Below are 24,917 nucleotides of genomic sequence, written 5' to 3' on the forward strand. Positions count from 1 at the left end.
CCATGGTTACACCGGCGAAGGCCCGACCGGGGACCCGCGAAGAGCGCGATGTCGAGGCAGTCGAGGCCACCGAAAGCCCGTGGGTGACCATCGTCTGGGACGATCCGGTCAACCTGATGACCTATGTCACCCACGTGTTCCAGAAACTGTTCGGATACAGCGAGCCGCACGCCACCAAACTCATGCTGCAGGTTCACAACGAGGGCAAGGCCGTAGTGTCGGCAGGCAGTCGCGAGTCGATGGAAACCGATGTGTCCAAACTGCACGCCGCTGGGCTGTGGGCCACCATGCAACAGGACCGCTGATCGACTGTGCGCAAATGGAAACGGGTCGAGACCGCGAACGGTCTGCGGTTGCGCTCAGCGTTGGAGGCCCACGAGGCCGCGTTGCTGTCGAGCCTGGGAACTTCGATGCTCGGGATGCTCGACGAGCGTGGATCATCGGGGCCCACAGACGAACTCGAGATGATCACCGGCATGAAGACCGGCAATCCGCAGCCGCCCGAGGACGCCACCATGAAGCGTCTGCTCCCGGATTTCTACCGGCCGCAGACCGAGCATCCGGCCGGTTCCGGCACTGCCGAGAGCCTCAACAGCGCGTTGCGCGGGCTGCATGAACCGGCGATCATCGACGCCAAACGTCAAGCGGTCCAACGTTTGTTGGACACCATTCCGGACGGCGGCGGCAAGTTCGAGCTGACCGAGGACGACGCCGAGGCGTGGGCCGCTGCCGTCAACGACCTCCGGCTGGCGTTGGGCACCATGCTCGACATCGGACCGCAAGGGGCCGAGCAGTTGTCCGCCGAGCACCCGATGGCCGGGCACGTCGACGTCTACCAGTGGCTGACCGTGCTGCAGGAATACCTCGTCCTCAGCCTGATGGGGAGATAGGCCTGATGGGTTCGATCACCGACGTCGGCGGCATCCTGGTCGGCCACCACCACCGCATCGACCCCGACGTGACACTGGGCTCGGGGTGGGCGTCGGGATCGACCGTGGTGCTGGCCCCGCCCGGGACCGTCGGCGCCGTGGACGGACGCGGCGGTGCCCCTGGCACCCGCGAGACGGACCTGCTCGACCCGATCAACACCGTGCGCCACGTCGACGCCGTGGTGCTGACCGGCGGCAGTGCCTATGGGCTGGCCGCCGCCGACGGTGTGATGACCTGGCTGGAGGAGCAGGGGCGCGGGGTGGCGATGGACGGCGGCGTGGTCCCGATCGTGCCGGCCGCTGTGATCTTCGACCTGCCGGTGGGCGGCTGGACCAACCGGCCGACGGCGGAGTTCGGCTACGCGGCCGCCGCGTCGGCCTCCACAGAGTTCGCGCTCGGGACCGTCGGAGGCGGGGTCGGTGCGCGGGCCGGAGTCCTCAAGGGCGGTGTCGGCACCGCCTCGGTGACCTTGGACTGCGGGGTGACCGTGGGTGCCCTGGTCGTGCTCAACGCCGCCGGTGACGTGGTGGATCCGGCCACCGGTCTGCCCTGGATGGCAGCGCTGATCGAGGAGTTCGGGCTGATCGCCCCGCCCGCCGATCAGCTCGCCGCCTACGGTGATCGGCATCGGGAGATCGGCCCGCTGAACACCACCATCGCGGTGGTCGCCACCGATGCCGAACTCAGCCCGGCCGGGTGCCGCCGGGTGGCCGTCGCCGCGCACGACGGACTGGCCCGGACCATCTCGCCGTGTCACACCCCGCTGGATGGCGATACGGTGTTTGCGCTGGCGACGGGCGCGGTGACCGTCGAACCGGACGAAAAGACACCGGTGGCGATGTCGCCGGAGACAGCGCTGGTCACCCGGGTCGGAGCGGCCGCGGCGGAGGTGCTGGCCCGCGCCGTGCTGGTCGGGCTGCTGGCCGCCGAGCCGGTGGCCGGAATACCGACCTACCGTGACATGTTGCCGGGAGCGTTCGAATGAAGGAGTTGTGACGTGCTGGTGATCCGCCGGGATCTCGTCGAGGCCATGGTGGCGCATGCCCGCGCCGACCATCCTGACGAGGCGTGTGGGGTGATCGCCGGGCCGGAGGGCGCTGATCGGCCCGAGCGGTTCATCGCGATGGTCAATGCCGAGCGTTCCCCGACCTTCTACCGCTTCGACTCGATGGAGCAATTCAAGGTGTGGCGCTCGATGGACGAGGCGGACGAGGTGCCCGTCGTCATCTACCACTCGCACACCGCCACCGAGGCCTACCCGAGCCGCACCGACATCTCGTTGGCACAAGAGCCCGATGCGCACTACGTGCTGGTCTCCACGCGAGACCCGCACGAGCACGAGCTGCGCAGTTACCGCATCGTCGACGGGGCCGTCACCGCGGAACCCGTCTCAATCGTCGACGAATACTGAGCAGTCGAGCAGTACACCTAAGGAGCCCCCATGGCAGTAACAGTTTCGATCCCGACCATCCTGCGTCCGCACACCGACGGACAGAAGCGCGTCAGCGCCTCCGGCGATACCTTGCAGGCAGTGATCGCCGACCTCGAGGCCAACTACGCCGGCATCTCCGACCGGCTGGTGGATAACGGCAAGCTGCACCGCTTCGTGAACATCTACGTCAACGACGAAGACGTGCGGTTCTCCGGCGGACTGGACACCACCATCGCCGACGGCGACTCGGTGACGATCCTGCCTGCCGTGGCAGGAGGGTAGCGGGCGGGTCATGACCAGATACGACTCGCTGCTGCAGGCCCTCGGCAACACCCCGTTGGTCGGCCTGCAGCACCTGTCGCCGCGGTGGGAGGACGGTCCAGACGGGCCACACGTGCGGTTGTGGGCGAAGCTCGAGGACCGCAACCCGACCGGTTCGATCAAGGACCGGCCCGCGCTGCGCATGATCGAGCAGGCCGAGCGTGACGGGCTGCTGAGGCCGGGCGCCACGATCTTGGAGCCCACCAGCGGCAACACCGGGATCTCGCTGGCCATGGCCGCGATGCTCAAGGGCTACAACATGATCTGCGTGATGCCCGAGAACACCTCGATCGAGCGGCGTCAGATCCTCGAACTGTACGGTGCGCGGATCATCTTCAGTGCGGCCGAGGGCGGTTCCAACACCGCCGTGGCGACCGCGAAAGAGCTTGCGGCGGAGAACCCTTCGTGGGTGATGCTGTACCAGTACGGCAACCCGGCCAACAGCGACGCGCACTACTACGGCACCGGGCCGGAGCTGCTCGCCGACCTGCCCGAGATCACCCACTTCGTCGCCGGGCTCGGCACCACCGGCACCCTGATGGGCACCGGGCGCTTCCTGCGCGAGCAGGTTCCGGGCGTGCAGATCGTGGCCGCCGAACCGCGCTACGGCGAGGGTGTGTACGCGCTGCGGAACATCGACGAGGGGTTCATCCCTGAGTTGTATGACCCCGACGTGCTGACCACCCGGTTCTCGGTGGGCTCCTACGACGCGGTCAAACGCACCCGCGATCTGGTGACCCGCGAAGGCATCTTCGCCGGCATCTCCACCGGCGCCGTCCTGCACGCTGCACTCGGCATGGGGGCCAAGGCGATCAAGGCCGGCGAGCGCGCCGACATCGCGTTCGTGGTCGCCGACGCCGGTTGGAAGTATCTGTCCACCGGTGCCTACGCCGGTAGCCTTGATGATGCAGAGGATGCGTTGGAAGGGCAGCTATGGGCGTGAGTGGGCAGGGATGACGAAACCAGTTCTACCGTCGTCCAGCGCACCCAAGAAACGACCAGCGTGGTTGGTCGGCGGCCTCACGATCGTCACCTTCGTCGCGCTGCTGTACGTGATCGAGATCGTCGACACCGCCATGGGCCACCGGCTCGACCAGGACGGCATCCGGCCCCTGCAGACCGACGGACTGTGGGGCATCCTGTGGGCGCCCCTGCTGCACGGCGGCTGGCCGCACCTGATCGCCAACACCGTGCCCGCGCTGGTGCTCGGCTTTCTCATGACGCTGGCCGGGATGGGGCGCTTCATCGCCGCGACCGCCATCATCTGGATACTCGGCGGCTTCGGCACGTGGCTGATCGGCAATATCGGCCTGCACTGCCCCTACGTGACCGTGCAGTGCACGAGCACTCACATCGGCGCATCCGGCCTGATCTTCGGCTGGCTGGCGTTCCTGATCGTATTCGGATTCTTCACCCGCAATGTGTGGGAGATCGTCATCGGCGTCGTCGTGCTGTTCGTGTACGGCGGCGTCCTGTTCGGGGTACTGCCCGGCAATGCGGGGGTGTCCTGGCAGGGCCACCTCAGTGGGGCCCTTGCCGGTGTGCTGGCGGCGTACCTTTTGTCCGGACCGGAACGCAAGGCGCGGGAAGCGAAGAAGAGTCCCGCCCAGCCGCGTCTGAGCGCATGAACATATGACCGACCGCCTGGCACCCGTCGGCATCTTCGACTCCGGCGTCGGTGGACTGACTGTTGCCCGCGCGATCATCGACCAGCTGCCCGATGAGGACATCATCTACGTCGGGGACACGGGCAACGGTCCCTACGGGCCGCTGACCATCCCCGAGATCCGGGCGCACTCGCTGGCCATCGGTGACGATCTGGTGGCGCGCGGCGTCAAGGCTCTGGTGATCGCGTGCAACACCGCGTCGTCGGCCTGCCTGCGCGACGCGCGCGAGCGCTACTCGCCGGTGCCGGTGGTCGAGGTGATCCTGCCCGCGGTGCGCCGCGCGGTGGCCGCCACCCGCAACGGACGCATCGGAGTGATCGGCACTGCCGCCACCATCGCCTCGGGCGCCTATCAGGACGCGTTCGCGGCCGCGCGTGACACCGAGGTGTTCGGGGTGGCCTGTCCGCGGTTCGTCGACTTCGTCGAGCGCGGGGTCACCAGCGGCCGTCAGGTGCTCGGTTTGGCCGAGGGCTATCTGGAGCCACTGCAGCGCGCCGAGGTGGACACCCTGGTGTTGGGCTGCACGCACTATCCGATGCTGTCCGGGCTCATCCAGTTGGCCATGGGCGACAACGTCACCCTGGTGTCATCGGCTGAGGAGACGGCCAAGGACCTGCTCAGGGTGCTGACCGAGCTCGATTTGCTGAGGCCGCACGAGTCCGGTCCGGCCCGACGGATGTTCGAGGCGACCGGAGATCCGGAGGCGTTCACCACGCTAGCCACGCGCTTCCTGGGACCGGGGTTGGACGGGGCTCGACAGGTCCGACGTCACGCGGGCGTCGGAAAATGATCTCCGTCGCCCAAACCGGCGATGTCTTGGCAACGCGCACATCGGGCATGGCAAGCTAGACACTGTGCGATTGACCATCCTGGGATGCTCCGGCAGCGTTGTCGGCCCGGATTCGGCAGCCTCCGGTTATCTCGTCACCGCACCAGACACGATTCCGATGGTCGTCGACTTCGGCGGTGGCGTCCTGGGTGCGTTGCAGCGCTACGCCGATCCGAATTCGGTCAACGTGTTGCTGTCGCATCTGCATGCCGATCACTGCCTGGATCTGCCCGGGTTGTTCGTCTGGCGGCGGTACCACCCGATCCCGGCCACCGAACGCGGCCTGATGTACGGACCCGCCAACACGTGGGCCCGGCTGGGCGCGGCGTCGTCGCCCGAAGGCGGCGAGATCGACGACTTCACCGACATCTTCGAGGTGCGCAACTGGGAGGACGGCTCCCCGGTGCAGTTGGGCACGCTCAGCGTCACGCCACGGCTGGTGTGTCATCCCACCGAGTCCTACGGCATGCGTTTCACCGATCCGTCCGGGGCGACGCTCGTCTACAGCGGTGACACCGGGTACTGCGACGCACTCGTCGACCTGGCCCGCGGGGCCGACGTCTTCCTGTGCGAGGCGTCGTGGACGCACGATCCGTCCCGACCACCGCATCTGCACCTGTCCGGCACCGAGGCGGGCCGCGCGGCGGCCGAAGCCGGCGTCGGCGAGCTGCTGCTGACCCACATTCCACCGTGGACCTCACGCGAGGACGTGATCAGCGAAGCCAAGGCCGAGTTCGACGGCCCGGTACACGCCGTGCTGAGCGGCGAGACCTTCGACGTCACCCGGGGCTGACCCGCTAGGGTTGGCGGGTGTCCAAGCGAGAAGACGGTCGTCTCGACGACGAGCTGCGCCCGGTAACCATCACCCGCGGTTTCACATCGCATCCCGCCGGCTCGGTGCTGGTGGAGTTCGGTCAGACCCGCGTCATGTGCACCGCCTCGGTCACCGAAGGCGTGCCGCGCTGGCGTAAGGGTTCCGGGCAGGGCTGGCTGACCGCCGAATACGCGATGCTGCCGGCCGCCACTCACGATCGCTCGGACCGCGAATCGGTCAAGGGCCGCGTCGGCGGCCGCACCCAGGAGATCAGTCGTCTGGTCGGACGCTCGCTGCGTGCGTGCATCGACCTCGGTGCGCTGGGGGAGAACACCATCGCGATCGACTGCGACGTGCTGCAGGCCGACGGCGGTACCCGCACCGCGGCGATCACCGGCGCCTACGTGGCACTGTCCGACGCGGTGACGTATCTGGCCGCGGCCGGGCGGCTTTCCGATCCGCGCCCGCTGTCGTGTGCGATCGCGGCCGTATCGGTGGGCGTGGTCGACGGACGCGTCCGCGTCGACCTGCCCTACGTCGAGGATTCCCGCGCCGAGGTGGACATGAACGTCGTCGCCACCGACACCGGCACCCTGGTGGAGATCCAGGGCACCGGCGAGGGCGCGACCTTCCCACGGTCCACGCTGGACAAGATGCTCGACGCCGCGCTCGGCGCCTGCGAGCAGTTGTTCGTGATCCAGCGCGAGGCACTGGAATTGCCGTATCCGGGCGTGCTTCCGGAGGGCCCGGCACCGAAGAAGGCGTTCGGAAGCTAGTGCCCTCGCTACTGGTAGCCAGCCGTAACGCCAAGAAGCTGGCCGAGCTGCGGCGGGTGCTCGATGCCGCCGGGATTACCGGACTGGACTTGGTGTCCCTGGCCGATGTCGCTCCGTACGACGAGGCGCCCGAAACCGGTGCGACGTTCGAGGACAACGCATTGGCCAAGGCGTTGGACGGGTACCGTGCCACCGGATTGGCTTGTGTGGCAGACGATTCCGGCATTTCAGTGGACGCACTGAACGGCATGCCGGGCGTGTTGTCGGCTCGGTGGTCGGGGGTGCACGGCGACGATGCCGCCAACACCGCGTTGCTGTTGGCGCAGCTGGGCGATGTGCCGTATGCGCGGCGCGGCGCGGCGTTCGTGTCGGCGTGCGCGTTGGTCTCCGCGTCGGGTCGAACCGTGGTGCGCGGCGAGTGGCCCGGCACGGTCACCCACGAACCCCGAGGTGAAGGCGGGTTCGGGTACGACCCGGTGTTTCTACCCGACGGATCTACTTTGACGGCCGCCGAGCTGTCACCCGCCGCGAAGGACGCGGTATCGCACCGCGGCCGGGCGCTGGCGTTGTTGGTGCCCGCGCTGCGGGAGTTGGCTGGGTCCTAGCGCGTTCGGCGGTTGCCGCGTTCGTAACGTGGTGGCGGCGATTTCGCGCTGGGGCCGCCACAGCGTTACGAACGCGAGCCATGGCTCGACGGCGGCTAGAGCTCGAAGCGCTTCTTGAGATCCAACGTGTTGAAGTGCTCGACGATGATGCCCAGCAACGGGATCGTGCCCGCGAGCAGCACACCGATCGTCTTGCCGATGGGCCAGCGGACCTTGACTGCGAGGTTGGCCGTGAACAGCAGGTAGATGAAGTACACCCAGCCGTGCACGATACCGATCCAGCTCGGCGGATTGTCCACCTGGACGATGTACTTGAGCACCATCTCGTAGCACAGCGCGATGAGCCAGATGCCCGTCGTCCAAGCCAACACGCGGTAGCCCAGTAGGGCCTTGCGGAGGGTCTCCTTGGGCGTCGAAACAACCGGCGTGACCTCGGCGCCCGGTTCTGGTGCGGTCATCTATCGGTCCTGTCTTTCTTCTCGGGCTGGGCGTCGGACTTGGCCAGCTCGGCAAGGTAGGCGTTGTACTCGGAGAGTTCTTGGTCGCCTGCGTCCGCCGCCGTGGCTTTGGGGCGTTCCGGCAGCAAGCCTGCGGGAATCTCGGTGACGTCGCCGCTGGGCCGCTCTGGCGGAGCGTCCTCGTAGCGGACGAACTTGTAGTAGGCGTAGAAGCAGAACCCGGCGAACATCGGCCACTGCAGGGCATAGCCCAGATTCTGGAAGGTGCCCGAGGCGGATTCGTAACGGGTCCACTGCCACCAGGCCAGCGCCAGGCAGCCGGCGGCGCCGAGACAGACCAGCGCGATGAGCGCTGGTCTCCTACGCCGTGTAGTGGACATTCGTCCATGGTACGGCGCGGGTCTTGGGGGCCGAAAATACGTGCCCGGATGGGCGGTGATCGGCACTTAGGCTTTTCGCGTGCTCCCAGACTTGCTGCTCGACGCCGCGATTGTTCAGGCCGAGGCTCAGGCCTATCTCTCGGACCTCATCGGCGAGGGCACACCCTATGACGGCGGCTGGAGCTTTGATGCCGAAACCCATCAGTTTTCGCTGGCCTCGACGAGTGGCGTGGCGCCTTTCGTCGCACGGAGCGAGCTGCTCGGCGCTGCCTCGGCGGAACGGGGGATGTGGCAGTGGGGATGGGCGAACCCCGATTTCCCGCGCCCGGACGAATACGGAAGCGCCGTGCTCCGCCAGTGTGGCGAGGTGCACGGTATCTCCGAGCTGAGCGAAGCGGAGGTGCCGCTCGGCGACGCGACACCGCAAGAGTTCGCGTGGTGGATGGGTGCCATCGCGTCGCTGAATCTCGGGTTGGTGCCCTGCTTCACCTTCATGCTCGACGGTGGGATCGTCGGCGTGATTGTGCTGACCGACGATCGGCTGCAGTTGCCCGCGCCGAGCGCGCCCCGACTGCTGCGCTGTGTCGGCGAGGCGCTGCAGGCCCTGCCGGTCGCGCCCCGCAGCTTGTACACGTGGGCGGCGTTGCGCGAAGTGCCGATCGAGGATGTATCGGGCAGCCTGCGGCTCACGCTGCCCGACGGGCATACCGAGTTCCGTTTCGACGAGCACGACCGGTTGATCGACATGTCGGGTCAGGTGCTTCCGTCCGACTAGACCTTGGGGCCGATGAATTCGTCGAGACGAGCCGTGGCGGCCTTGCGGTAGATCGAGACGACGTACTTGGTGGAACGCGTCCATGGGATGCTGAGCCGGTCCAGCGCGGCGGTGAACAGGTTGAGGATGTCCTCCGAGTGATTCGTGAAGTGGTACCGGATGCTCTTGACGCCGCGGTCGTTCGCGACCACCCGGCAACCGTCGCTGTGGATCAGACCGCGCACGAACTCCTCGGTGGATCGGTCCACGAGATCCTGCTGCCAGGGTTCGAGAGCGATGCGGCGGTTGTGCTTCCTGCCGGGCCCGTGCTGGGGGAATAGGCATGGCCAGTGCTTGGAATACAGCGAAACTTGGACGCAACCCTTCTTAGTTACGAGACCTGCGTGTTGACCGGGCATGACAATCTCAACGGCCTGGCGGCATCGGTCGATTATTGCTGGGTACTTCTTGTCTAGCGTGATCCGTAGCCGCCAGACGCGCTTGTTACGCGAGATGTCGCCGTCTCCCAGATAGAGGCCGAGGAGATAGCAATAGCTGGAGATGGGCAGCGCACCGAAGTCATGATCTACGCCGCATTGTGACGATGCCGGCTCTTGCAATCGTTTGGGTGGTTGGCTGCGCCAGTCCCGCACGGTTGGACGGGGTATGCCCGTGTGCCGGGCGATAGCGCAGTCGTTCATGCCAGCCGTGATGAGCTGCTGAACCTTGTAGAACTCGTCTGCCGACCGAATTACGTACCCCTCTCGACGGGTGATGCCTCGACGATATTGATGGCCACTGACAGACTCGGCAATCGACAGACCGGTAGGATCAGGACCCTTGCGGGCGTGATGGAACGGCAGACATGCCGGCTTTAGGTGCCGGTGCTCGAGAGAGCGTGTGGGTTCGAATCCCACCGCCCGCACTCTTCATTTGCGGTACAGGTTTCATGGTCGGTGGCCGCACCAGCGGTACCAGTGTCGAGCCCGGACCAATAAAATCTCAACGACCCGATGCCTGTCTGGAACTCGGCTCGTGGACAAGTATCTCCGCTCGTGTCAGTTGAGACCCGGGCCGGAGTCGGCCAGACCACCACCACCGACGTGGCTGAGCGCCGTTACGGTGCCATCGAGAACCGCTCGATCGATTGGATCACCCCAGCCGAGCGGCACGGCACGCCATGGCGTGTGAGCCCACTGTTCTTCATCGCGAACTGGAGCTTCTTCACCATCGCGCTGGGGTTCACCGGACCTGCACTGGGCCTGTCGGTGGGCTGGGCCATCCTGGCCTCCGCCCTCGGCCTGGTGATCGGCACGTTCTTCATGGCCTTCCATGCGACCCAAGGCCCGCGCCTGGGCCTTCCACAGATCATCCAGTCGAGGGCCCAGTTCGGGTTCTACGGCGTGATCGTGGTGGTGGGGATGTCGTTGACCTGCTACCTGGCTTTCGGGGTGGTCTACACCATCCTCACCGCGCAGGGGCTGGCGCAGATTTTCGGATGGTCTCCGGTGGTCGTCGGATTGGTGGTGAATATCGCCGGCGGTCTGTTCGCCGTCGCGGGCCACGACCATCTGCACCGGTTGTCGCGGCTGGTGTTCTTTGTGACGGTCCCGTTGGTTTTGGTGTTCACCTTGGCGGTGGTGTTCGGCCACGCCGGTGGGACGACGCCGTCGGCAAGCGAGCACGGGTTCGTCGCTTCGGCGTTCTTCACGGTGTTCGCGGTCTCGGCTGCCTACAACATTGCGCTGGCACCGATCGTCTCGGATTACACCCGATATCTTCCCGAGAAGACATCCTCACGGGCGTTGATCTCCAGTGTGTATGTCGGAGCGGGCATTTCCGCATTGTGGCTGATCTCGCTGGGTGCCTGGTTGTCGGCGCACTACGACGCGGACGACGCGCTGGTGGCGTTGCATGATGCGGGCGACAACGTGTTTCACGGATTCGGTGCGGTATTGGCGCTGGCCTCGGCGGCCACTCTCATTGTGTGCATCGCCACCGCCGCCTACAGCGTGACCCTGCAATTTCTCACCGGCGCTGATCTGGTCCGGCGATTCCGGCCGAGTCGTACGCTTCGAATCGCCGTCACCGCGGCCACCATCGTCTTCTACCTGGTGGTGGCGTTGCCGTTCGGTGATCATGTCATCAATGCCGCCAGCAACGCCCTGTCTTTGATGCTGTTCCTTCTGGTGCCGTGGACGGCGGTCAACCTGACCGACTACTTCTTCGTCCGTCGCGGCGAATACGCCATCACCGACCTGTTCACCCCGGACGGCGTTTACGGCGGATGGTCCTGGCGTGGCATCGCCGCGTACTTCCTGGGATTCGCCGCCATGATCCCGTTCGCCGTACTTCCCTTCTTCACCGGCACATTTGGGGCATTGCTCGGCGGTATCGACATCTCCTGGCTGGCCGGTCTCACGGTGTCCGCGGTGGCGTACTACACCTTCAGCCGCAATCTAGACCTCACCCGTGAGCTGGCTGCCATCCAGCGCAGCGAAGGCAGCCTCGATGCGCAAGTGCCCGCACCCCACCGCCCGCCGCTGGAGCACGGACTGCTCGACGGCCAGGCCTGATCAACCCTTTCGACGAAGGACTCAACAATGTCGCGTGACAACAGATTTCACCTCGGCTGGTTCGCCAACTTCTGTGTCGATGGATGGAATGAGCAGTGGGGATCCACCGGGGGCCAGGATTGGTCGGGCAGCTTCTACGTCGAGCTGGTTCAGCACCTGGAGCGCGCCAAGTTCGACTACCTGCTGCTCGAAGACAAGTTGATGGTGTCGGATGCCTACGGCGGCACCTTCGAACGCGAACTCAAGCACGCGCTGCACTCGCCCAAACTCGATCCCGCACCGCTGATCCCGCTACTCGGCAGCGTCACCGAACATCTGGGGCTGGTGCTGACGCTGTCCTCGACCTTCTATCCGCCGTTCCTGCTGGCTCGGCTGTGCAACACGCTGGACCACCTGACCGGCGGGCGGGTGGGCTGGAACATGGTGACCTCAGCCGAAGACCGGGCGGCGCAGAACTTCGGACTCGACCATCTGCCTCGCCACGACGAACGCTATGCACGCGCGCACGAATACGTCGATCTGGTTCGGGCGCTGTGGGATTCGTGGGAGCCCGACGCGGTGGTCCGGGACCGGGAGACCGGCACCTTCGTCGATCACACCAAAGTCCACACCATCGACTTTGAAGGCCAGTACTACAAGAGCCGCGGGCCGCTGAACACGGTGCCGTCGCCGCAATACCACCCGGTCCTGGCTCAGGCGGGTGGCTCACCTCAGGGCAAGGACTTTGCCGCGAAGTATGCCGACACGGTGGTAGGTACTGCCGCCGATCCGCAAGGCATGATCGCCTACCGCGACGACATCCGCCGGAGAGCAGTCGAATACGGCCGCAAACCCGACGACATCAAGGTGCTGTTCCTGATCACCCCGCATCTGGGTGACACCGATGCGGAGGCACGCGCGAAACTCGACCGATTGGTGAACAACGAGTACTACCTGGAGAAGACGTTGGCGCATCTGGCGGCAATCGTCGAGATCGACTTCACCAAGTTCGATCTCGACAAGCCGCTACCCGACGATCTGCAGACCAACGGCGAACGCGGATCACTGGAAGCCTTCCTGCAACGCGGCAGCGGGAAGACCCTGCGGGAGCTGACGGCGGCCTACCTGTCGACGGAGGATGCACTGGTCGGCACCCCGGCCACGGTGGCCGATCGCCTCGAGGCGTTGATGGATGAGGTTGGCGGGGATGGCTTCCTGATCACCGCCCCGGGAATGCGTTTGACCCGCAAGTACGTCATCGAGGTGGTCGACGGTTTGGTGCCCGAGCTTCAGCGCCGTGGCCTGACCAGGACGCACTACGAGCACAAGCTGTTCAGAGACAACCTGCTGTCGTACTGAGGCGACGCCGCACTCCCTCTGCGACAGTCACGGCGTGGTCTCCGCGGTCCGGTTCGACTGGGCGATGTCTTCCCGCAGCGAAGCGATCTCGGCCCGCAGATCATTGATATGGGCTGCCGTCGCGGCTGCTGTGGCAGCGTCATCATCCGCCACGGTCTGCACGATCCACGACGCAATCGTCGCGGTGATCGAACCGACGAGGCTGATCCCGCCGATCATCAACAGCGCGGCGATGACTCGCCCGGTCGTCGTCACCGGATACATGTCGCCGTAGCCGACGGTGGTGATGGTGGTGATCGCCCACCAGATCGCATCGCCGAAATCGGTGATGTGGGCGTCGGGTTGACCGCGCTCGGCCTGCAGCACGGCCAGCGCGGCGACGTACACCAGCAGGACCGCACCCGAGATCGTGTAGAGGATGACCTTGCCGCGGATCGCGTGGCCGACGGCTTTCTGGATCACACCGATCAGCACGACGAGCCGCAGCAGCCGCAGCGGCCGCAAGAGCGGCAGCAGCACGATCGCCAGGTCGGCGAGATGGCGCACGAACCACCGCCTGCGGTCAGGGGCCAGGTACAGCCGTGCCACGTAGTCAGCGCTGAACGCCGCCCAGGACAGCCAGGTGGCCAGAGTGACGGCGTGCGCGACCAGGCCGCGAGGTTGGACGAGTACCTCGACCGAATAGGCGGCAAGGAAGACCCCGGCGACCGCGGCAAGCGGCCACTCCGCGCGGTGTTCCCAACTGGCGAGGCGATCCTGGGTTGTCACGTCAGAGAGTGTGCGGCATGGTCGCCGGATTGACTAAGCGACTCCGTCGGCCGGTACCGCGTTGCCCTTCACGGTGTTGAGAATCTGCACGATGTTGTCGACATCGGTCTCGGGGAACACATCGTCGGGGCCGGTCGGGGCGTGGTCGATATACGGGGATTCATACAGGCGGGCGGGTTCGACGACGCCGTTGGCGGTGAGCTCGGTGATGATCAGGTTGATGAACCGGATCTGGTCGGCTCCGAACTTGGCACCGTCGAGAAAAGCGGAGAAGGCGTCGACGCTGGCCTCGTGATCCAGGCCCACCAATCTGCGGATGAACAATCCCAGCCCGTGTGACTGTTCTTTGGCCAGTGCGATGTCATCGGCCCCGCCGGTGCCGCTGTCGACGAGCATCTGTTCCAGTGCCGCGAGGTCGGCGGTGGTGAGGGGCTTGTTGCGGCGTAGGCGTTGCAGCGCGACGTGGTCTTGGTGCTGTTTGAGGTAGGCCTTGGCCTTGAGTTCGAATCGTTCCCAGTTGGTGCCGGGGGTGATGCCCGGCAGGTCGACGAGGGCGGACTCGCCGAGTTCGTCGGCGAAGTCGGTGTAGACGACCACCTTTTTGGCTTTCTCCAGGAAGCGGAGCAGCCCACGCAATTTGCGTCGTGCGTGCTCAAGCATCGGCAGCGTGACGTCGACCCACCACTGGTCGCCGGCGACGTCGTCGAGCAGCTCCTGCTGTGCCGCGATCGAGGGAATGGCCGTCTGGTTCAACAGGCCTGAAGCGATGTCCTGGATCCTTTCGCGCAACCGCTCGGCGGCCAGGGCATCGCCTTCGAGTTGGGCGAGTTGGCGTCGCAGGACCAACATGTCGAACCGCTTGGCGTCTTCGTCGTCGTCCTTGTGGGTCGACGGCAATCCGGCCAGGGATTCGGCGACGTCGGCGGCTGTCTCGCTGCTCAGCGCGCCCGCCCAGGGCTCCCACTGCGCGTATTGCTCGACCAGTCGACGGTGCGGCCGCACCAGGAAGTTGTCCAGCGTCATACCGGCAACGACGCGATGCAGCGACCACGCCACGTCGACGCGTAGACCCCGGTCGGTTTCGGTGCCCTGCCCTTCGAGCGGATCGGGATCGGTCGGCGGCTGCAGGTGATCGAGCGCCGTGATCAATCCGAGTCGCGTTTCGAACAACCTCTGGTTCAACGATTTCTGCGACGACCCGGGTGAGCCGGGCAGGTCCTGGCTGAAGTATTCGAGGTTGCCGCAGTAGTCGAAGACGTAGAAGTTCTGCTTGTGCTGCCCCGGGCCGAACAGGTCGGGGCACAGGCGGGTGCCGCGTCCGATCATCTGCCAGAACTTGGTTTTCGAGCGGACCAGCTTGAAGAACACGAGATTGACGACCTCGGGTACGTCGATGCCGGTGTCGAGCATGTCGACCGAGATCGCGATATGCGGGGCCTTGTCGACGACGGAGAAGTCGTCGATCAGCGATTGTGCGTGCGAGATGCCGTGGGTGATGACCCGTGCGAAATGTCCGGCCAGGTGCGGGTATTGGATGTCGAAGCGGCGGGCGATGAACTCGGCGTGGTCGCGGTTCTTGGCGAAGATGATGGTCTTGCCCAGGCGGTCGCCGGCTGCGACGCGATGTCCCTTGGCCATGAGATCGGCGAGCACCATGTCGACGGTGCTCTCGTTGAACAGAACCTTGTTCACCTCTTCTGAGGTGACCTCGTCGGGGGTGTCATCGCCCCAGTCCAGCGATTCCCATTCGTCCTTTTCGTCCTCGGACAGGTCGGTGTAGCGGATTCCACGGTCGAGAAACTTTGTGCCGCCGGAGATTCCCACGGCCGGCACCAGGAAGCCCTCTTTGACCGCGTCGTCGAGTCCGTAGGCGTCGGTGGGCACTCCGTCCTCGAGGTGGAAGAGGCGGTAGGTGTTGTGGTCGACCTCGTCCTTCGGGGTCGCAGTCAGGCCGACCAGCAGCGAGTCGAACCAGTCGAAGATGGCCCGGTATTTCTGGTAAACCGAGCGGTGGGCTTCGTCGATGACCACCAGGTCGAAGTGGCCGGGTCCGAATTTCCTTGTCCCAGAGCCGGTGTCGTTGATGAGGTTCATCATCGTCGGGTAGGTGCTGACGTACACGCGCCCGTCCGTGACCTTCTCGGTCAACAGGTTCACCGTGGTGGCGTCGGGAAGATGCGCCTTGAAGGCGTTCGCGGCTTGGGTGACCAGCGCGGTGCGGTCGGCCAGGAACAGCACCCGCTTGGCCCAGTTGGCCTCCATGAGCTGCTTGACCAGGGCGATGACGGTGCGGGTCTTACCTGACCCGGTGGCCATCACCAACAAGGCTTCGCGGCGTTTGTCCGTGAAGGTTTCGTCGATGGCCCGGATGGCGCGGTGTTGGTAGTGGCGTTCGACGATCGCCGAATCGATCGGGGCGTCGGTGAGCGGCTGGCGCGTCGAGCGGCGCTGCACCATCAGTTCCAGCTCGTCCCGAGTGTAGAACCCCTGGATGTCCCGCGGTGGATAGCCGGCCGCGTCGTCCCAGATCCAATGCTCAAAGCCGTTGGTATAGAAAATGACCGGGCGCCGACCGGTCATGGACTCCAAACAGTCGGCGTACAACTTGGCCTGCTGTTGGCCGAGGTGCGGGCTCTTCGTGGTGCGTTTGGCCTCCACCACTGCAAGGGGTAGTCCATCGGCGCCCCACAGCACATAGTCGACGTATCCGGTGCCGTTGTCGGGCGGCATGCCGGTGACCTTGTACTCCCGGTCTTTGGCGTCTGCCAAGGGCCAGCCGGCCTCGCCCAGCATCAGGTCGATGAAGGTGTCGCGGGTCTCGGCCTCGGTGTAGTCACGGTTGTCAGGCTGTTGGTTGGCGGCCTGTGCCTTCTTGATTTCCTCACGCAGCCCGGCGATCTCAGCCTCGTGCGCGGCGGCAAGCTCGTCCTTCTCGGCCAATGCCTTGGCGTGGGCTTCGTCCTGCTTCTTGAACTTCTCGGCGAGCTGGGCCACTTCCTGGCGGCTCAGGGGAGCGGCCTTGGCGGCCAGCTTCGGGTCGAAGGGCAGCTTCAGCGGAGCGGCCTTCGGATAGGCCGAGTGGTGATAGACGGCCCACACCATGATGTGGTGCAGTTCGCGCAGGACAGCCAGCGCGATGTTCGGCGCGATCGGTTTCTGTTCGTGCACGGCCGCATTGCCGGCTTTACGGATCAGATTCAGTTTCTGCACGATCGCCGGCGGAACCTTGGAGCGGAATGGCGGCTCGTTGATGCGTGCCGACAGGTCGTTCTTGTAGGGGAGCGGCAGCGCCAGGACGTCGTACAGCAGGCCGACGAGTTGCTCGACGGCACGTCGGCTGTAGAAGCAGGCTGAGCGCGGGTCAGAGTTGAGGTAGCTTTCGGCGCGCGCGCAGTCGGCATTGATCTCTGGCCAGTCGGCGGCACCGACGAAAGCAAAGTTGGTCACGACGCGCCCCCTATGCGCTGGCCCAATACTCGGCGTAAAGCAAATTGATCAATTGATCGGCTGGTGAATGGAACTTATCAACTTTGGTCTGCCGACTTCGACGGACATGGCATCTCCTCGTGCGGGTGGGTTGAACCGAACCGGACTGTCTAACAGGTGCCTCTGACATCGCATGCCTTCGGTGGGCCACCCAAAGGACCGAGCATTCGCCCGAGAATGCCCGCTGGAGAGACCGGTCGTGCTGAAATTGTGGCCATGACGCAGCACGAGCCCTTGGCCATGCCGCTCGAAGAGGCGATGCGTACTCAACGGGCGATCCGTCGGCTCAAGGATGAGCCCGTTGATGATGCACTCGTGCTTCACATTCTGGAACTCGCGATGAAGGCGCCGACGGGTTCAAACGCACAGAATTGGGAGTTCATCGTCGTCAAGGACCGCGAGGTCGTCGCGAAACTCGGCGGCTTGAATCGACGGGCCTTGAAGTTCGGCGGCCCGATTTACCGGCGCGTCGTTGTCCGCCGCATGGATGACCAGATGCTGAGGATCGAGAAGGCCGTGCAATGGCAGGCGGATCATTTCGACGAGATCCCCGTCGTAGTCGTCGCCTGCCTCAAGGGTGTCATTCCGCTCTGGCCGTCGGTGGCGGTGAGCAGTGCCTACGGTTCTATTTTTCCCGCGGTGCAAAACCTCTTGCTGGCGGCACGTGCATCTGGCTTGGGTGCAGCACTGATCACCATGCCGTTGTGGAGCAAGCTGTTGGCGCGGCGCACCCTGGGCTTGCCGTGGAACGTCACTCCGTGTGCGGTCATCCCGCTGGGCTGGCCGAAGGGCAAGTACGGGCCGACGACACGTCGGCCGGTCGGAGAATTCGTCTCGCTCGACCGCTACGGCAATCGACCGTTTCTGTAGGCAGCGCGGCTGGCTGATCGGTCCTGGCGGCCAGACCGTATCGTTCCATCTCACCAAGGCCGCCAAGGCGGACGGCGCATTGGTCGGCGCGGAAGGGTACCGATACACGTGAGCAAGCGGTTGATCGCGACGATGTTGGCAGTGATGGCGATTGTCGCGGGCTGCGGCAAAGGCGATGGCGCTGCCGCTTCGATTGTCACCCCCGACCATGCCCAGGCCTCTCCGTCTGGCACGTACACCGCCTTCGCCGAGCAGGGGCCAGAAGACAAAGGGGAGAAGCCCTGGGTGGTGGTGGTTCGGGACAAGGCCGGCAAAGAGGTCTTCCATGACCATTCCTCGTACAGCGCCGACAAGGGCGTGATGATCACTTGGCTGTCCACCGAGCCCGAACAGCTCTGGGTGTATTCGGGTGATGCAGGGGTCTACCGGATCGCTCCGGGCAGCCACGGCGGATGGACCAGGGCCGGCGTCAAATCCGAGAACGTGCCGTCGGAAATATCCCGTCTTTGGGAGTCTTCGCGTTCCTGATTCAAAGAGCCGTCGGTTAGGTGCAGACTCGAGGCGCGAGACGGGAGGAGTACCGATGATTGACGTCCTTCCCGACATGCCCGAGGGCGTGTTCGGTATCCGAGTGTCGGGTCGAGTGCGCGGTGATGATCTGCGCGAATTCCGGCCGACGATGGACGAATTACTGAAGACCGGTGAGATCCGGATCGTCGAGGTGATTTCACCGGACTATGAGGGATTCGGGTCCGGCGGGCTGGTTCAGGATCTGAAGCTCGGCTTCGGTGCCCTGATACAGCACCACTCCGCGTTCAAACGGATTGCCGTGGTGTCCGACAAGGATTGGGTCGCCCACGCCATGCATGCCTTCGCGTGGATGGTCCCCGGCGAGTTGAAGATGTTCGGCCTCGACGAACTCGATGCGGCCAAGGAGTGGGCCGCGGGCTGAGGCCTTCAGGCGAGGGGGTATTCGTCTTCACCCGCGCGGTCGGACAGGTCGAACCGGATGTCGCACAGGTGGACATGGCCGGGGATCTCCTGCTCCGTGAAGGCAACGTGCGGTGTGGACGACTAGGGCACTACCGCCTGTACGGATCCCCAAGGGCGTGGTTTTGTGTTGTCCCGGTCGTGGTCGGGTTGGATGCCCAAGGTCTGAACAAATTTTGCTCAATCCGGCCGCCATTGGCGTTGTCTCAAAGGCGATCACGGCGAACTGCATCAGAGTTCCCCTCGGAATGCGCGGGCTTGGAGGGAGGCGAAGAGCTCGTCGAGATCGTCGGTTGTGACTCGTGGCACGGCCGCTACCCGGCGCGCAAACTCGAACTGTCGCTTGACCGGGACATTTGGCAGTTCAAGCTGTTCGAGCTTGGTTTTCGAGATGTTCTTCATCGAGCCGCCCGTTCCACTGGAAAGCTGGCTGACGCGGCGGCGCACCGATGGTGTGCGGAACAGCGACCAGTAATAGAGCGGATTGCTGTCAGGGTTCTTCCAGACGAATCGCCAGATCTTGTCTGGCAAGGCGATGTCGGACGGTGCTACATCCACATAGGCAACGGCGCCTACCAGTTCAGCTGTGTTCGCGCGGCTGATCAGAAGGTCGCCTGATCGCACCATGTGTTCGGAAGGTGGCTGGTAGTCGGGTGGGAGAGGTTTGGACTCTACTGCTTTGAATTGACCCGAGGTGACTGCGCTGATCTTCAGGACACGGTACTTGGATGCGGAGTTTTCGTCGTCGGCGACGAGATTGCGTCCACCTTTGAGGTCAGCCACTTCGCAGAACCGCACACTCTCGTCAGTTCCTAGGTAGAAATCGGGATCCCCGAACATGTCGAAGAAGATCGACTGTGCGAGGTCATTGAGCTGAGACACCACGTGGCGTCTTTTGACACGGAGTGAGTCGGCATGGTCGAGGATCGCGGCGATGCGGCGCTGCTCCTCGAGTGGCGGCCTAGGTACCTGGATCTCTTTGAGAAATTTGAAGTGGCGAGAATAGCCGGCATCTGGCAGAGCGACCGTGCGGAGATAGTGGTAGACGAACTTCGGATGGAAGTCGCCTCGCGTGCGAAGTACCTTTACGCCGTCAGCGCCCATTGCGAACGGAAAATCGACGTATTTCATCGCACGGGTGTGGTCACCAAAGATGATTTTCGGTCCGGCATGCCTGAACGCATGGCTGGTGTTGTCTGTGTATCCGGAGACCAAGCCCTTGCCTTGGTCGACCACCGGTAGCTGACCCGACTGGCGGTATTCGGAACGAGGTACTTTGGAGTTTCCGCCGGTAATATCCTCAACCGCTTCGAGGAACGCGACCGTCTTCACGACAGCATCGCCTTCAACTCGGCGAGCCCGACAGTAATCTCGCCTTCGAGCTTCTCTATCTCGGCGATGATCTCCAACGGTGGCCTGTGCTCGACCTCGTCGTGCACGATCTCCTTGTACCGGTTCAGCGACAGGTCATACCCCTGGGCGACGATATCTGCGACCGACACGCAGAACGACTGCTCAGTGCGTGCTCGTTCCAGCTCCGAGGAGCCTCGTGAACTCCACCGCGACAACGCATCCGGCAGATCATTGGCCTCGACCGGATTCCGCTTGTCATCGAGTGAGAACCCGTCGGCGGTGACGTCGTAGAACCACACGTTGTCGGTGCCGCCGGAGTTCGTTTTGGTGAACAGCAAGATCGCAGTCGACACACCGGCATACGGCTTGAACACACCGGACGGCAGCTTCACGATGCCATCGAGCTTCTGATCCTCGACCAGGATCCGCCGAAGTTCCTTGTGCGCCTTGGAGGATCCGAAGAGCACGCCGTCGGGCACGATCACCGCGGCTCGCCCGCCGGGCTTCAGAAGCTTCAAAAATAGTGCCACAAAGAGAAGTTCGGTCTTTTTGGTCTTGGCGACGCGCTGCAGATCCTTGGACGTGGCCTCGTAGTCCAGCGATCCGGCGAACGGGGGATTGGCCAGGATCAGGGTGTACTTCTCGGTGTCCTCACTGGCACCTTCCGACAGTGAATCTCGGTAGCGGATATCGGGAGATTCGACACCGTGCATCAGCATGTTCATGCTGCCGATGCGCAGCATGGTCGAGTCGAAGTCATAGCCGTGAAACATGCTGTTGTGGAAGTGCTTACGCTGGGCAGCGTCAGTGAGTACCGATGAATGCTCGTCGCGCACATACTCCGACGCCGCCACCAGGAACCCGGCCGTGCCGCAGGCAGGGTCACAGATCTCATCGGTGGGCTGGGGAGCGGTGATCTTGACCATCAACTCGATGATGTGGCGCGGGGTACGGAACTGCCCGTTCACCCCCGCGCTGGCGATCTTGGACAGCAGGTACTCGTACAGGTCGCCGTTGGTGTCGCGGTCGGTCATCGGGATGTCGTCGAGCATGTCGACAACCTTGGACAGCAGGGCCGGCGTGGGGATGGTGAACCGGGCATCACGCATGTGCTCGGAGTATGTCGACCCGTCGCCGCCGAGGTCACGCAGGAACGGGAACACCTTGTCGCCGACGGTGGAGAACATCACCGCCGGCTCGGCGTTCTTGAACTGCGACCACCGCAGCTGCTGCTGATCCGGCCCGAACCGCAGCCCCTCGGACTTACCGGTCACGCGGGCTTTTTTCTCGGCGAGGATCTCCAGGTCGTCCAGGCGGCGAATGAACAGCAGGTAGGTGACCTGCTCGATCACCTCCAGAGGATTGGAGATACCGCCGGACCAGAACGCGTCCCACACCCGGTCGACCTTGCTCTTCAGCTCACCCGTGATCACTGCACTGCCCCTTGCTGCCGTTAAGAACCGAACCGAACTGTATATAGGACCCCGCCGACAAATGGGGCGATATCCGTGAATGGACGCACGGACGGACGAGGCGGCAAGGCAGATGAGAAGTCACGCTAGCTTGGGCACGCGCCCTCAAGCACGGTGAGACTCTCGTTGAATTCCGCTGAGATATACAAGGACTCGCGAATCGATGGTCGTGGCCCAGTAGCCCCTGGAGCGAGGTTCGCCATCTTGGCTGCCCGCTCGGCCATCGTGTCGGCTCGTTCAGCCAGGCCCGGGTCACCGTGGATCTGATCAGCGAACCCATGTAGCCGTGCCGACCACTGGGTGTAATCAGCGGCGGTGACTTCGTCTCCAGCGTCCTTCTTGGAGATGACAGCTCGGGCGAACTGTCTGCTGTAGTCGAGCATCGACCGGATGACGGCGCAATCTGAGGCCGGACGACTGGACAGTACGAATACGCCCGCAGCAAGCGCGACCGTCGCAACAAGGCCGATCCCGCCGAGAATCAACCACCTACGTCCGGTCATCTACGACGCCTCTGCGGGTTCGGAGGGGCACAGCATCGAAATCAACGCTGGGGTCGCTCCACACGCTGGAGCGCGACCCTAGCGTCGCACTCGGCGCCAAGCCAGAACGAACCAGCCCTACTTGTTGAACTTCCCGCTCAGATACTCAGCCCGACAAGCATTCCGAGCCAGCTTGCCGCTCGTCGTGCGGGGGATCACGCCGGCGGCGACCATGCGGACGTCGGCCACCCGGATCTGGTGGTGGCGTGACACCGCGGCGCGCACGGCGTCGACGATCGGGCCGGGCTCGGCACGTCCGGCTCCGGCGGCCCGCTCGGCGACGATCACGAGTTCTTCACCGCGGTCGCCGACCACCGAGAACGCCGCGACGTAGCCCGAGCGCACGGCGGGCGACGACGCGCTCACCGTGGTCTCGATGTCGTGCGGGTAGTGGTTGCGTCCGTCGATCAGGATCATGTCCTTGATCCGGCCGGTGAGGTACAGCTCGCCGTCGAGGTAGACCCCGAGGTCGCCGGTGGCCAGCCAGTGGCCGTTGTCGGGCACCTCCTCGGCGTGGCTACCGGTCGTCAATCGGGTCTGCAGCTTGTTGGCGAACACCCGCTCGCTCTCATCGACGCGGCCGAAGTACCCCTGGCCGACGTTGTTGCCGTGCAGCCAGATTTCTCCGACGGTGCCGTCGGCCAGTTCGTCACCGTCGGGGCTGGCGATGACCGCCCACTGGTTCGGAATCGGCTGGCCGCAGGAAACGTGTGTGACGGCGCCCTCGTCGGTCGGGTCGACGGTCACCGCGCGTCCGGCACTGAGTTGTTCGCGGTCGAGGTAGACCGCGGTGGCCGCGGCGCTCGGGGCGATGCTGGCCACCGACAGCGTCGCCTCGGCCATGCCGTAGGACGGTTTGATCGCAGTCGCGGGCAGCCCGTACGGGGCGAACGCCGAGGTGAACTTCTCGACGGCGGCCATGGTCACGGGCTCGGAGCCGTTGAGGAGCGTGACCACATTGGTCAGGTCCAGCGTCTCGCCCTCGGGCGGCAGGCCGCGCTCGGAAGCCAGCTCGAAGGCGAAGTTCGGGGCTGCGGCGAAGGTGCGACCGTGTGCAGCCTCTTCGGCCAGCCGCTTGATCCAGCGGTACGGGCGGCGGACGAATGCCATCGGGTCCATCAGGCTGATGTGTCCACCGCACAGCGCCGGGAACATGATCATGATCAGGCCCATGTCGTGGTACAGCGGCAGCCAGCTGACACTGCGGATACCGGTGTCGAGATCGCCGGCCAGGATCATCTGGATGACGTTGGTGCACACGTTGCGATGGGTGATCTCCACACCGGCAGGCGTGCGGGTCGACCCCGACGTGTATTGCAGGTAGGCGATGTCGTCGATGTCGACCTCGGGGTCGACGTACATCTCGGCCAGCGTGTCCGGGACGGCGTCGACGGCGATCACGCGGGGCCGCTCGGCGGCCGGCAGCGTCTTGATGAACGTGCGGACCGATTCGGCCGCAGACGTCGTGGTGAGCACTGCCGTCGGTTTGGCGTCGGCCAGGACTGCGGCCAGTCGCTCGGCGTGACCGGCCAGCGCCGGCGCGAACAGCGGCACCGCGATGTTGCCGGCGTGCACCGCCGCGAAGAACGCCGCGACGTACTCGACACCTTGCGGGGCCAGGATCGCCACCCGGTCGCGGGGCTTGGTGACCTGCTGCAGTCGGGCGCCGACGGCGCACACCTGTGACCACATGGCATTCCAGCTGAGCTCGACGGCACGACCCTCGGGGTCGGTCGAGTAATCGAGGAAGCGGTACGCAGGCTCATCTCCATAGATGAACCGGTTGCGATCCAGGAACGACGTCAAGGTGACCCCGTCGGGTACGACGATCGTGCCGTCGTCGCGAACGTAGTTTTCGACGTTCGACACCGACGAATCAACAGCACTGGTTGCAGCGGGAACCCGACCCATAACCCGTAAGACTAATAGCGGCTCTAATAAAGCCTGGCAGCGTGGTCGGGTGTGGGTTATCACCGAGTGCCGAAAATGTGTCGTGCGTCTCTCTATCGGGGCCCGTCAACGGCATAAGTCCCGTTATTGTCCGTGAATTCCACGATCACCCGGCGCAGCGTGTCGTTGACCTCAACCGCGCAGGTGAACGTCGCGCCTGTCCGCACGACCGGATTCTTGCCGCCGTTGCATGCCACCGCAACGACCCGGTTGGCCCCGTAGCCGTTGACCGGATCGGACAAGATCTGCGCCACCCCGGCCTCGGCCTGACGGACGTCCAGCCGGGTGCCGGTGGCATCCGAGCGGCTCCACGCCCACAGCCCGGTGCCGACCACCGCGACTGCGCCCACGACGATGGCCGCACCGATGAGCAGACGCCTATCGGTCGGCTTGGGCTGCGACGGCGGTTGCGGTGCGCGTGGCGGTGGCGCGGGCCGCGCATGGTGCTGCGGCTGCTGGGGCGGCGACGGCTGTCGCGGGGGTTGCGGCGTCCACGCCGGCCGGGCCGGGCGAGCCCCAGGTGGCGGAGTGCCGCCCGGCAGGGGTGCGCCGCCTGGCCGCGCCCACCATGGTTGGTCGGGACCGCTCATCGACTCTCCTCGACTC

The 24,917-nt window shown here is 64.8% G+C and carries 27 protein-coding genes and 1 tRNA gene; 18 read left to right on the forward strand and 10 right to left on the reverse strand.

Going from position 1 to position 24,917, the window contains the following annotated elements; all coding sequences use genetic code 11:
• The first annotated feature begins 2 nt into the window (after window positions 1–2).
• The 11 genes from clpS (at window position 3) to ACWEFV_RS25545 (ending at window position 7,374) form a co-directional block, all read left to right on the forward strand.
• A complete protein-coding gene (gene clpS / locus ACWEFV_RS25495) occupies window positions 3–305 on the forward strand; it encodes an ATP-dependent Clp protease adapter ClpS (protein WP_135456950.1) in 303 nt (100 codons plus the stop codon).
• Between the two features lie 6 nt (window positions 306–311).
• Window positions 312–890 (forward strand): oxidative stress transcriptional regulator AosR, encoded by a 579-nt coding sequence (gene aosR, locus ACWEFV_RS25500; protein WP_135456948.1) that lies wholly within the window; start codon window positions 312–314, stop codon window positions 888–890.
• A gap of 5 nt (window positions 891–895) precedes the next feature.
• On the forward strand, window positions 896–1,915 hold the full coding sequence (locus tag ACWEFV_RS25505; protein WP_450072228.1) for a P1 family peptidase: 1,020 nt from the start codon (window positions 896–898) through the stop codon (window positions 1,913–1,915).
• Between the two features lie 12 nt (window positions 1,916–1,927).
• Window positions 1,928–2,341, forward strand: coding sequence for a Mov34/MPN/PAD-1 family protein (locus ACWEFV_RS25510; RefSeq protein WP_450072229.1), 414 nt, complete (start codon window positions 1,928–1,930; stop codon window positions 2,339–2,341).
• Between the two features lie 30 nt (window positions 2,342–2,371).
• Window positions 2,372–2,644: a MoaD/ThiS family protein gene (locus tag ACWEFV_RS25515; RefSeq protein WP_135456942.1), complete on the forward strand. Its 273-nt coding sequence runs from the start codon at window positions 2,372–2,374 to the stop codon at window positions 2,642–2,644.
• Window positions 2,645–2,654: 10 nt separating this feature from the next.
• Window positions 2,655–3,626, forward strand: coding sequence for a cysteine synthase (locus tag ACWEFV_RS25520; protein WP_450072230.1), 972 nt, complete (start codon window positions 2,655–2,657; stop codon window positions 3,624–3,626).
• Window positions 3,627–3,636: 10 nt separating this feature from the next.
• Window positions 3,637–4,311 (forward strand): rhomboid family intramembrane serine protease, encoded by a 675-nt coding sequence (locus ACWEFV_RS25525; RefSeq protein ID WP_135456938.1) that lies wholly within the window; start codon window positions 3,637–3,639, stop codon window positions 4,309–4,311.
• 4 nt (window positions 4,312–4,315) lie between these two features.
• A complete protein-coding gene (gene murI, locus ACWEFV_RS25530) occupies window positions 4,316–5,140 on the forward strand; it encodes a glutamate racemase (protein WP_135456937.1) in 825 nt (274 codons plus the stop codon).
• A 64-nt stretch (window positions 5,141–5,204) separates the two neighbouring features.
• Complete coding sequence (locus tag ACWEFV_RS25535; RefSeq protein WP_450072231.1) at window positions 5,205–5,972, forward strand: cyclic nucleotide-degrading phosphodiesterase; 768 nt, start codon at window positions 5,205–5,207, stop codon at window positions 5,970–5,972.
• A gap of 17 nt (window positions 5,973–5,989) precedes the next feature.
• Complete coding sequence (gene rph, locus ACWEFV_RS25540) at window positions 5,990–6,769, forward strand: ribonuclease PH (RefSeq protein WP_003880216.1); 780 nt, start codon at window positions 5,990–5,992, stop codon at window positions 6,767–6,769.
• Window positions 6,769–7,374 carry a non-canonical purine NTP pyrophosphatase gene (locus ACWEFV_RS25545; RefSeq protein WP_450072232.1) on the forward strand — a complete coding sequence of 202 codons (606 nt, stop codon included), beginning with the start codon at window positions 6,769–6,771 and terminating at the stop codon, window positions 7,372–7,374. The genes rph and ACWEFV_RS25545 overlap by 1 nt, the downstream gene beginning before the upstream one ends.
• 95 nt (window positions 7,375–7,469) lie before the next feature.
• Here ACWEFV_RS25545 and ACWEFV_RS25550 read toward each other — a convergent pair whose 3' ends face one another.
• Together ACWEFV_RS25550 and ACWEFV_RS25555 are read right to left on the reverse strand one after the other, a co-directional pair.
• Window positions 7,470–7,832, reverse strand: a complete 363-nt coding sequence (locus tag ACWEFV_RS25550) for a DUF3817 domain-containing protein (RefSeq protein ID WP_135456929.1) — start codon at window positions 7,830–7,832, stop codon at window positions 7,470–7,472.
• Window positions 7,829–8,212 carry a hypothetical protein gene (locus tag ACWEFV_RS25555; protein ID WP_450072233.1) on the reverse strand — a complete coding sequence of 128 codons (384 nt, stop codon included), beginning with the start codon at window positions 8,210–8,212 and terminating at the stop codon, window positions 7,829–7,831. The genes ACWEFV_RS25550 and ACWEFV_RS25555 overlap by 4 nt, the downstream gene beginning before the upstream one ends.
• Window positions 8,213–8,303: 91 nt before the next feature.
• Between ACWEFV_RS25555 and ACWEFV_RS25560 the strand changes: the two genes are divergently transcribed.
• Entirely contained in the window at window positions 8,304–8,987 is a 684-nt protein-coding gene (locus ACWEFV_RS25560; RefSeq protein ID WP_450072234.1) for a DUF6882 domain-containing protein, read from the forward strand.
• Here ACWEFV_RS25560 and ACWEFV_RS25565 read toward each other — a convergent pair.
• Window positions 8,984–9,235: an LAGLIDADG family homing endonuclease gene (locus ACWEFV_RS25565; protein ID WP_450072235.1), complete on the reverse strand. Its 252-nt coding sequence runs from the start codon at window positions 9,233–9,235 to the stop codon at window positions 8,984–8,986. The two genes, ACWEFV_RS25560 and ACWEFV_RS25565, sit on opposite strands and share 4 nt — an antisense overlap.
• Before the next feature lie 573 nt (window positions 9,236–9,808).
• Between ACWEFV_RS25565 and ACWEFV_RS25570 the strand changes: the two genes are divergently transcribed.
• The 3 genes from ACWEFV_RS25570 (at window position 9,809) to ACWEFV_RS25580 (ending at window position 12,880) form a co-directional block, all read left to right on the forward strand.
• Window positions 9,809–9,891 (forward strand) — tRNA-Leu (locus tag ACWEFV_RS25570).
• A 130-nt stretch (window positions 9,892–10,021) separates the two neighbouring features.
• Window positions 10,022–11,542: a purine-cytosine permease family protein gene (locus ACWEFV_RS25575; RefSeq protein ID WP_450072236.1), complete on the forward strand. Its 1,521-nt coding sequence runs from the start codon at window positions 10,022–10,024 to the stop codon at window positions 11,540–11,542.
• A 27-nt stretch (window positions 11,543–11,569) separates the two neighbouring features.
• Complete coding sequence (locus tag ACWEFV_RS25580; RefSeq protein WP_135456919.1) at window positions 11,570–12,880, forward strand: NtaA/DmoA family FMN-dependent monooxygenase; 1,311 nt, start codon at window positions 11,570–11,572, stop codon at window positions 12,878–12,880.
• A 27-nt stretch (window positions 12,881–12,907) separates the two neighbouring features.
• Here the strand turns inward: ACWEFV_RS25580 and ACWEFV_RS25585 are convergent, their stop codons facing one another.
• The gene (locus ACWEFV_RS25585) at window positions 12,908–13,648 is read right to left on the reverse strand and encodes a potassium channel family protein (protein WP_450072237.1); all 741 of its coding nucleotides are present in this window, start codon (window positions 13,646–13,648) and stop codon (window positions 12,908–12,910) included.
• A gap of 33 nt (window positions 13,649–13,681) precedes the next feature.
• The gene (locus ACWEFV_RS25590; RefSeq protein WP_450072238.1) at window positions 13,682–17,095 is read right to left on the reverse strand and encodes a DEAD/DEAH box helicase family protein; all 3,414 of its coding nucleotides are present in this window, start codon (window positions 17,093–17,095) and stop codon (window positions 13,682–13,684) included.
• 255 nt (window positions 17,096–17,350) lie between these two features.
• Between ACWEFV_RS25590 and ACWEFV_RS25595 the strand changes: the two genes are divergently transcribed.
• The 3 genes from ACWEFV_RS25595 to ACWEFV_RS25605 all read left to right on the forward strand — a co-directional run bounded on the left by ACWEFV_RS25595 (window position 17,351) and on the right by ACWEFV_RS25605 (window position 18,956).
• Window positions 17,351–18,004 carry a nitroreductase family protein gene (locus ACWEFV_RS25595; RefSeq protein ID WP_286175097.1) on the forward strand — a complete coding sequence of 218 codons (654 nt, stop codon included), beginning with the start codon at window positions 17,351–17,353 and terminating at the stop codon, window positions 18,002–18,004.
• Between the two features lie 108 nt (window positions 18,005–18,112).
• Window positions 18,113–18,532 carry a hypothetical protein gene (locus tag ACWEFV_RS25600; RefSeq protein WP_210115555.1) on the forward strand — a complete coding sequence of 140 codons (420 nt, stop codon included), beginning with the start codon at window positions 18,113–18,115 and terminating at the stop codon, window positions 18,530–18,532.
• Between the two features lie 55 nt (window positions 18,533–18,587).
• On the forward strand, window positions 18,588–18,956 hold the full coding sequence (locus tag ACWEFV_RS25605) for a SpoIIAA family protein (RefSeq protein ID WP_135456913.1): 369 nt from the start codon (window positions 18,588–18,590) through the stop codon (window positions 18,954–18,956).
• 269 nt (window positions 18,957–19,225) lie between these two features.
• Here the strand turns inward: ACWEFV_RS25605 and ACWEFV_RS25610 are convergent, their stop codons facing one another.
• The 5 genes from ACWEFV_RS25610 to ACWEFV_RS25630 form a co-directional block, all read right to left on the reverse strand.
• A complete protein-coding gene (locus tag ACWEFV_RS25610; protein WP_135456911.1) occupies window positions 19,226–20,326 on the reverse strand; it encodes a restriction endonuclease subunit S in 1,101 nt (366 codons plus the stop codon).
• Window positions 20,323–21,780, reverse strand: a complete 1,458-nt coding sequence (locus tag ACWEFV_RS25615; protein ID WP_135456909.1) for a type I restriction-modification system subunit M — start codon at window positions 21,778–21,780, stop codon at window positions 20,323–20,325. The genes ACWEFV_RS25610 and ACWEFV_RS25615 overlap by 4 nt, the downstream gene beginning before the upstream one ends.
• Window positions 21,781–21,905: 125 nt before the next feature.
• Window positions 21,906–22,322, reverse strand: a complete 417-nt coding sequence (locus tag ACWEFV_RS25620) for a hypothetical protein (protein WP_135456907.1) — start codon at window positions 22,320–22,322, stop codon at window positions 21,906–21,908.
• 117 nt (window positions 22,323–22,439) lie between these two features.
• Window positions 22,440–24,272 carry a fatty acyl-AMP ligase gene (locus tag ACWEFV_RS25625; RefSeq protein ID WP_135456905.1) on the reverse strand — a complete coding sequence of 611 codons (1,833 nt, stop codon included), beginning with the start codon at window positions 24,270–24,272 and terminating at the stop codon, window positions 22,440–22,442.
• A gap of 92 nt (window positions 24,273–24,364) precedes the next feature.
• Window positions 24,365–24,901, reverse strand: a complete 537-nt coding sequence (locus tag ACWEFV_RS25630) for a DUF4333 domain-containing protein (protein ID WP_450072239.1) — start codon at window positions 24,899–24,901, stop codon at window positions 24,365–24,367.
• Window positions 24,902–24,917: the final 16 nt, after the last annotated feature.

This window comes from Mycobacterium sp. NPDC004974 (assembly GCF_053600815.1).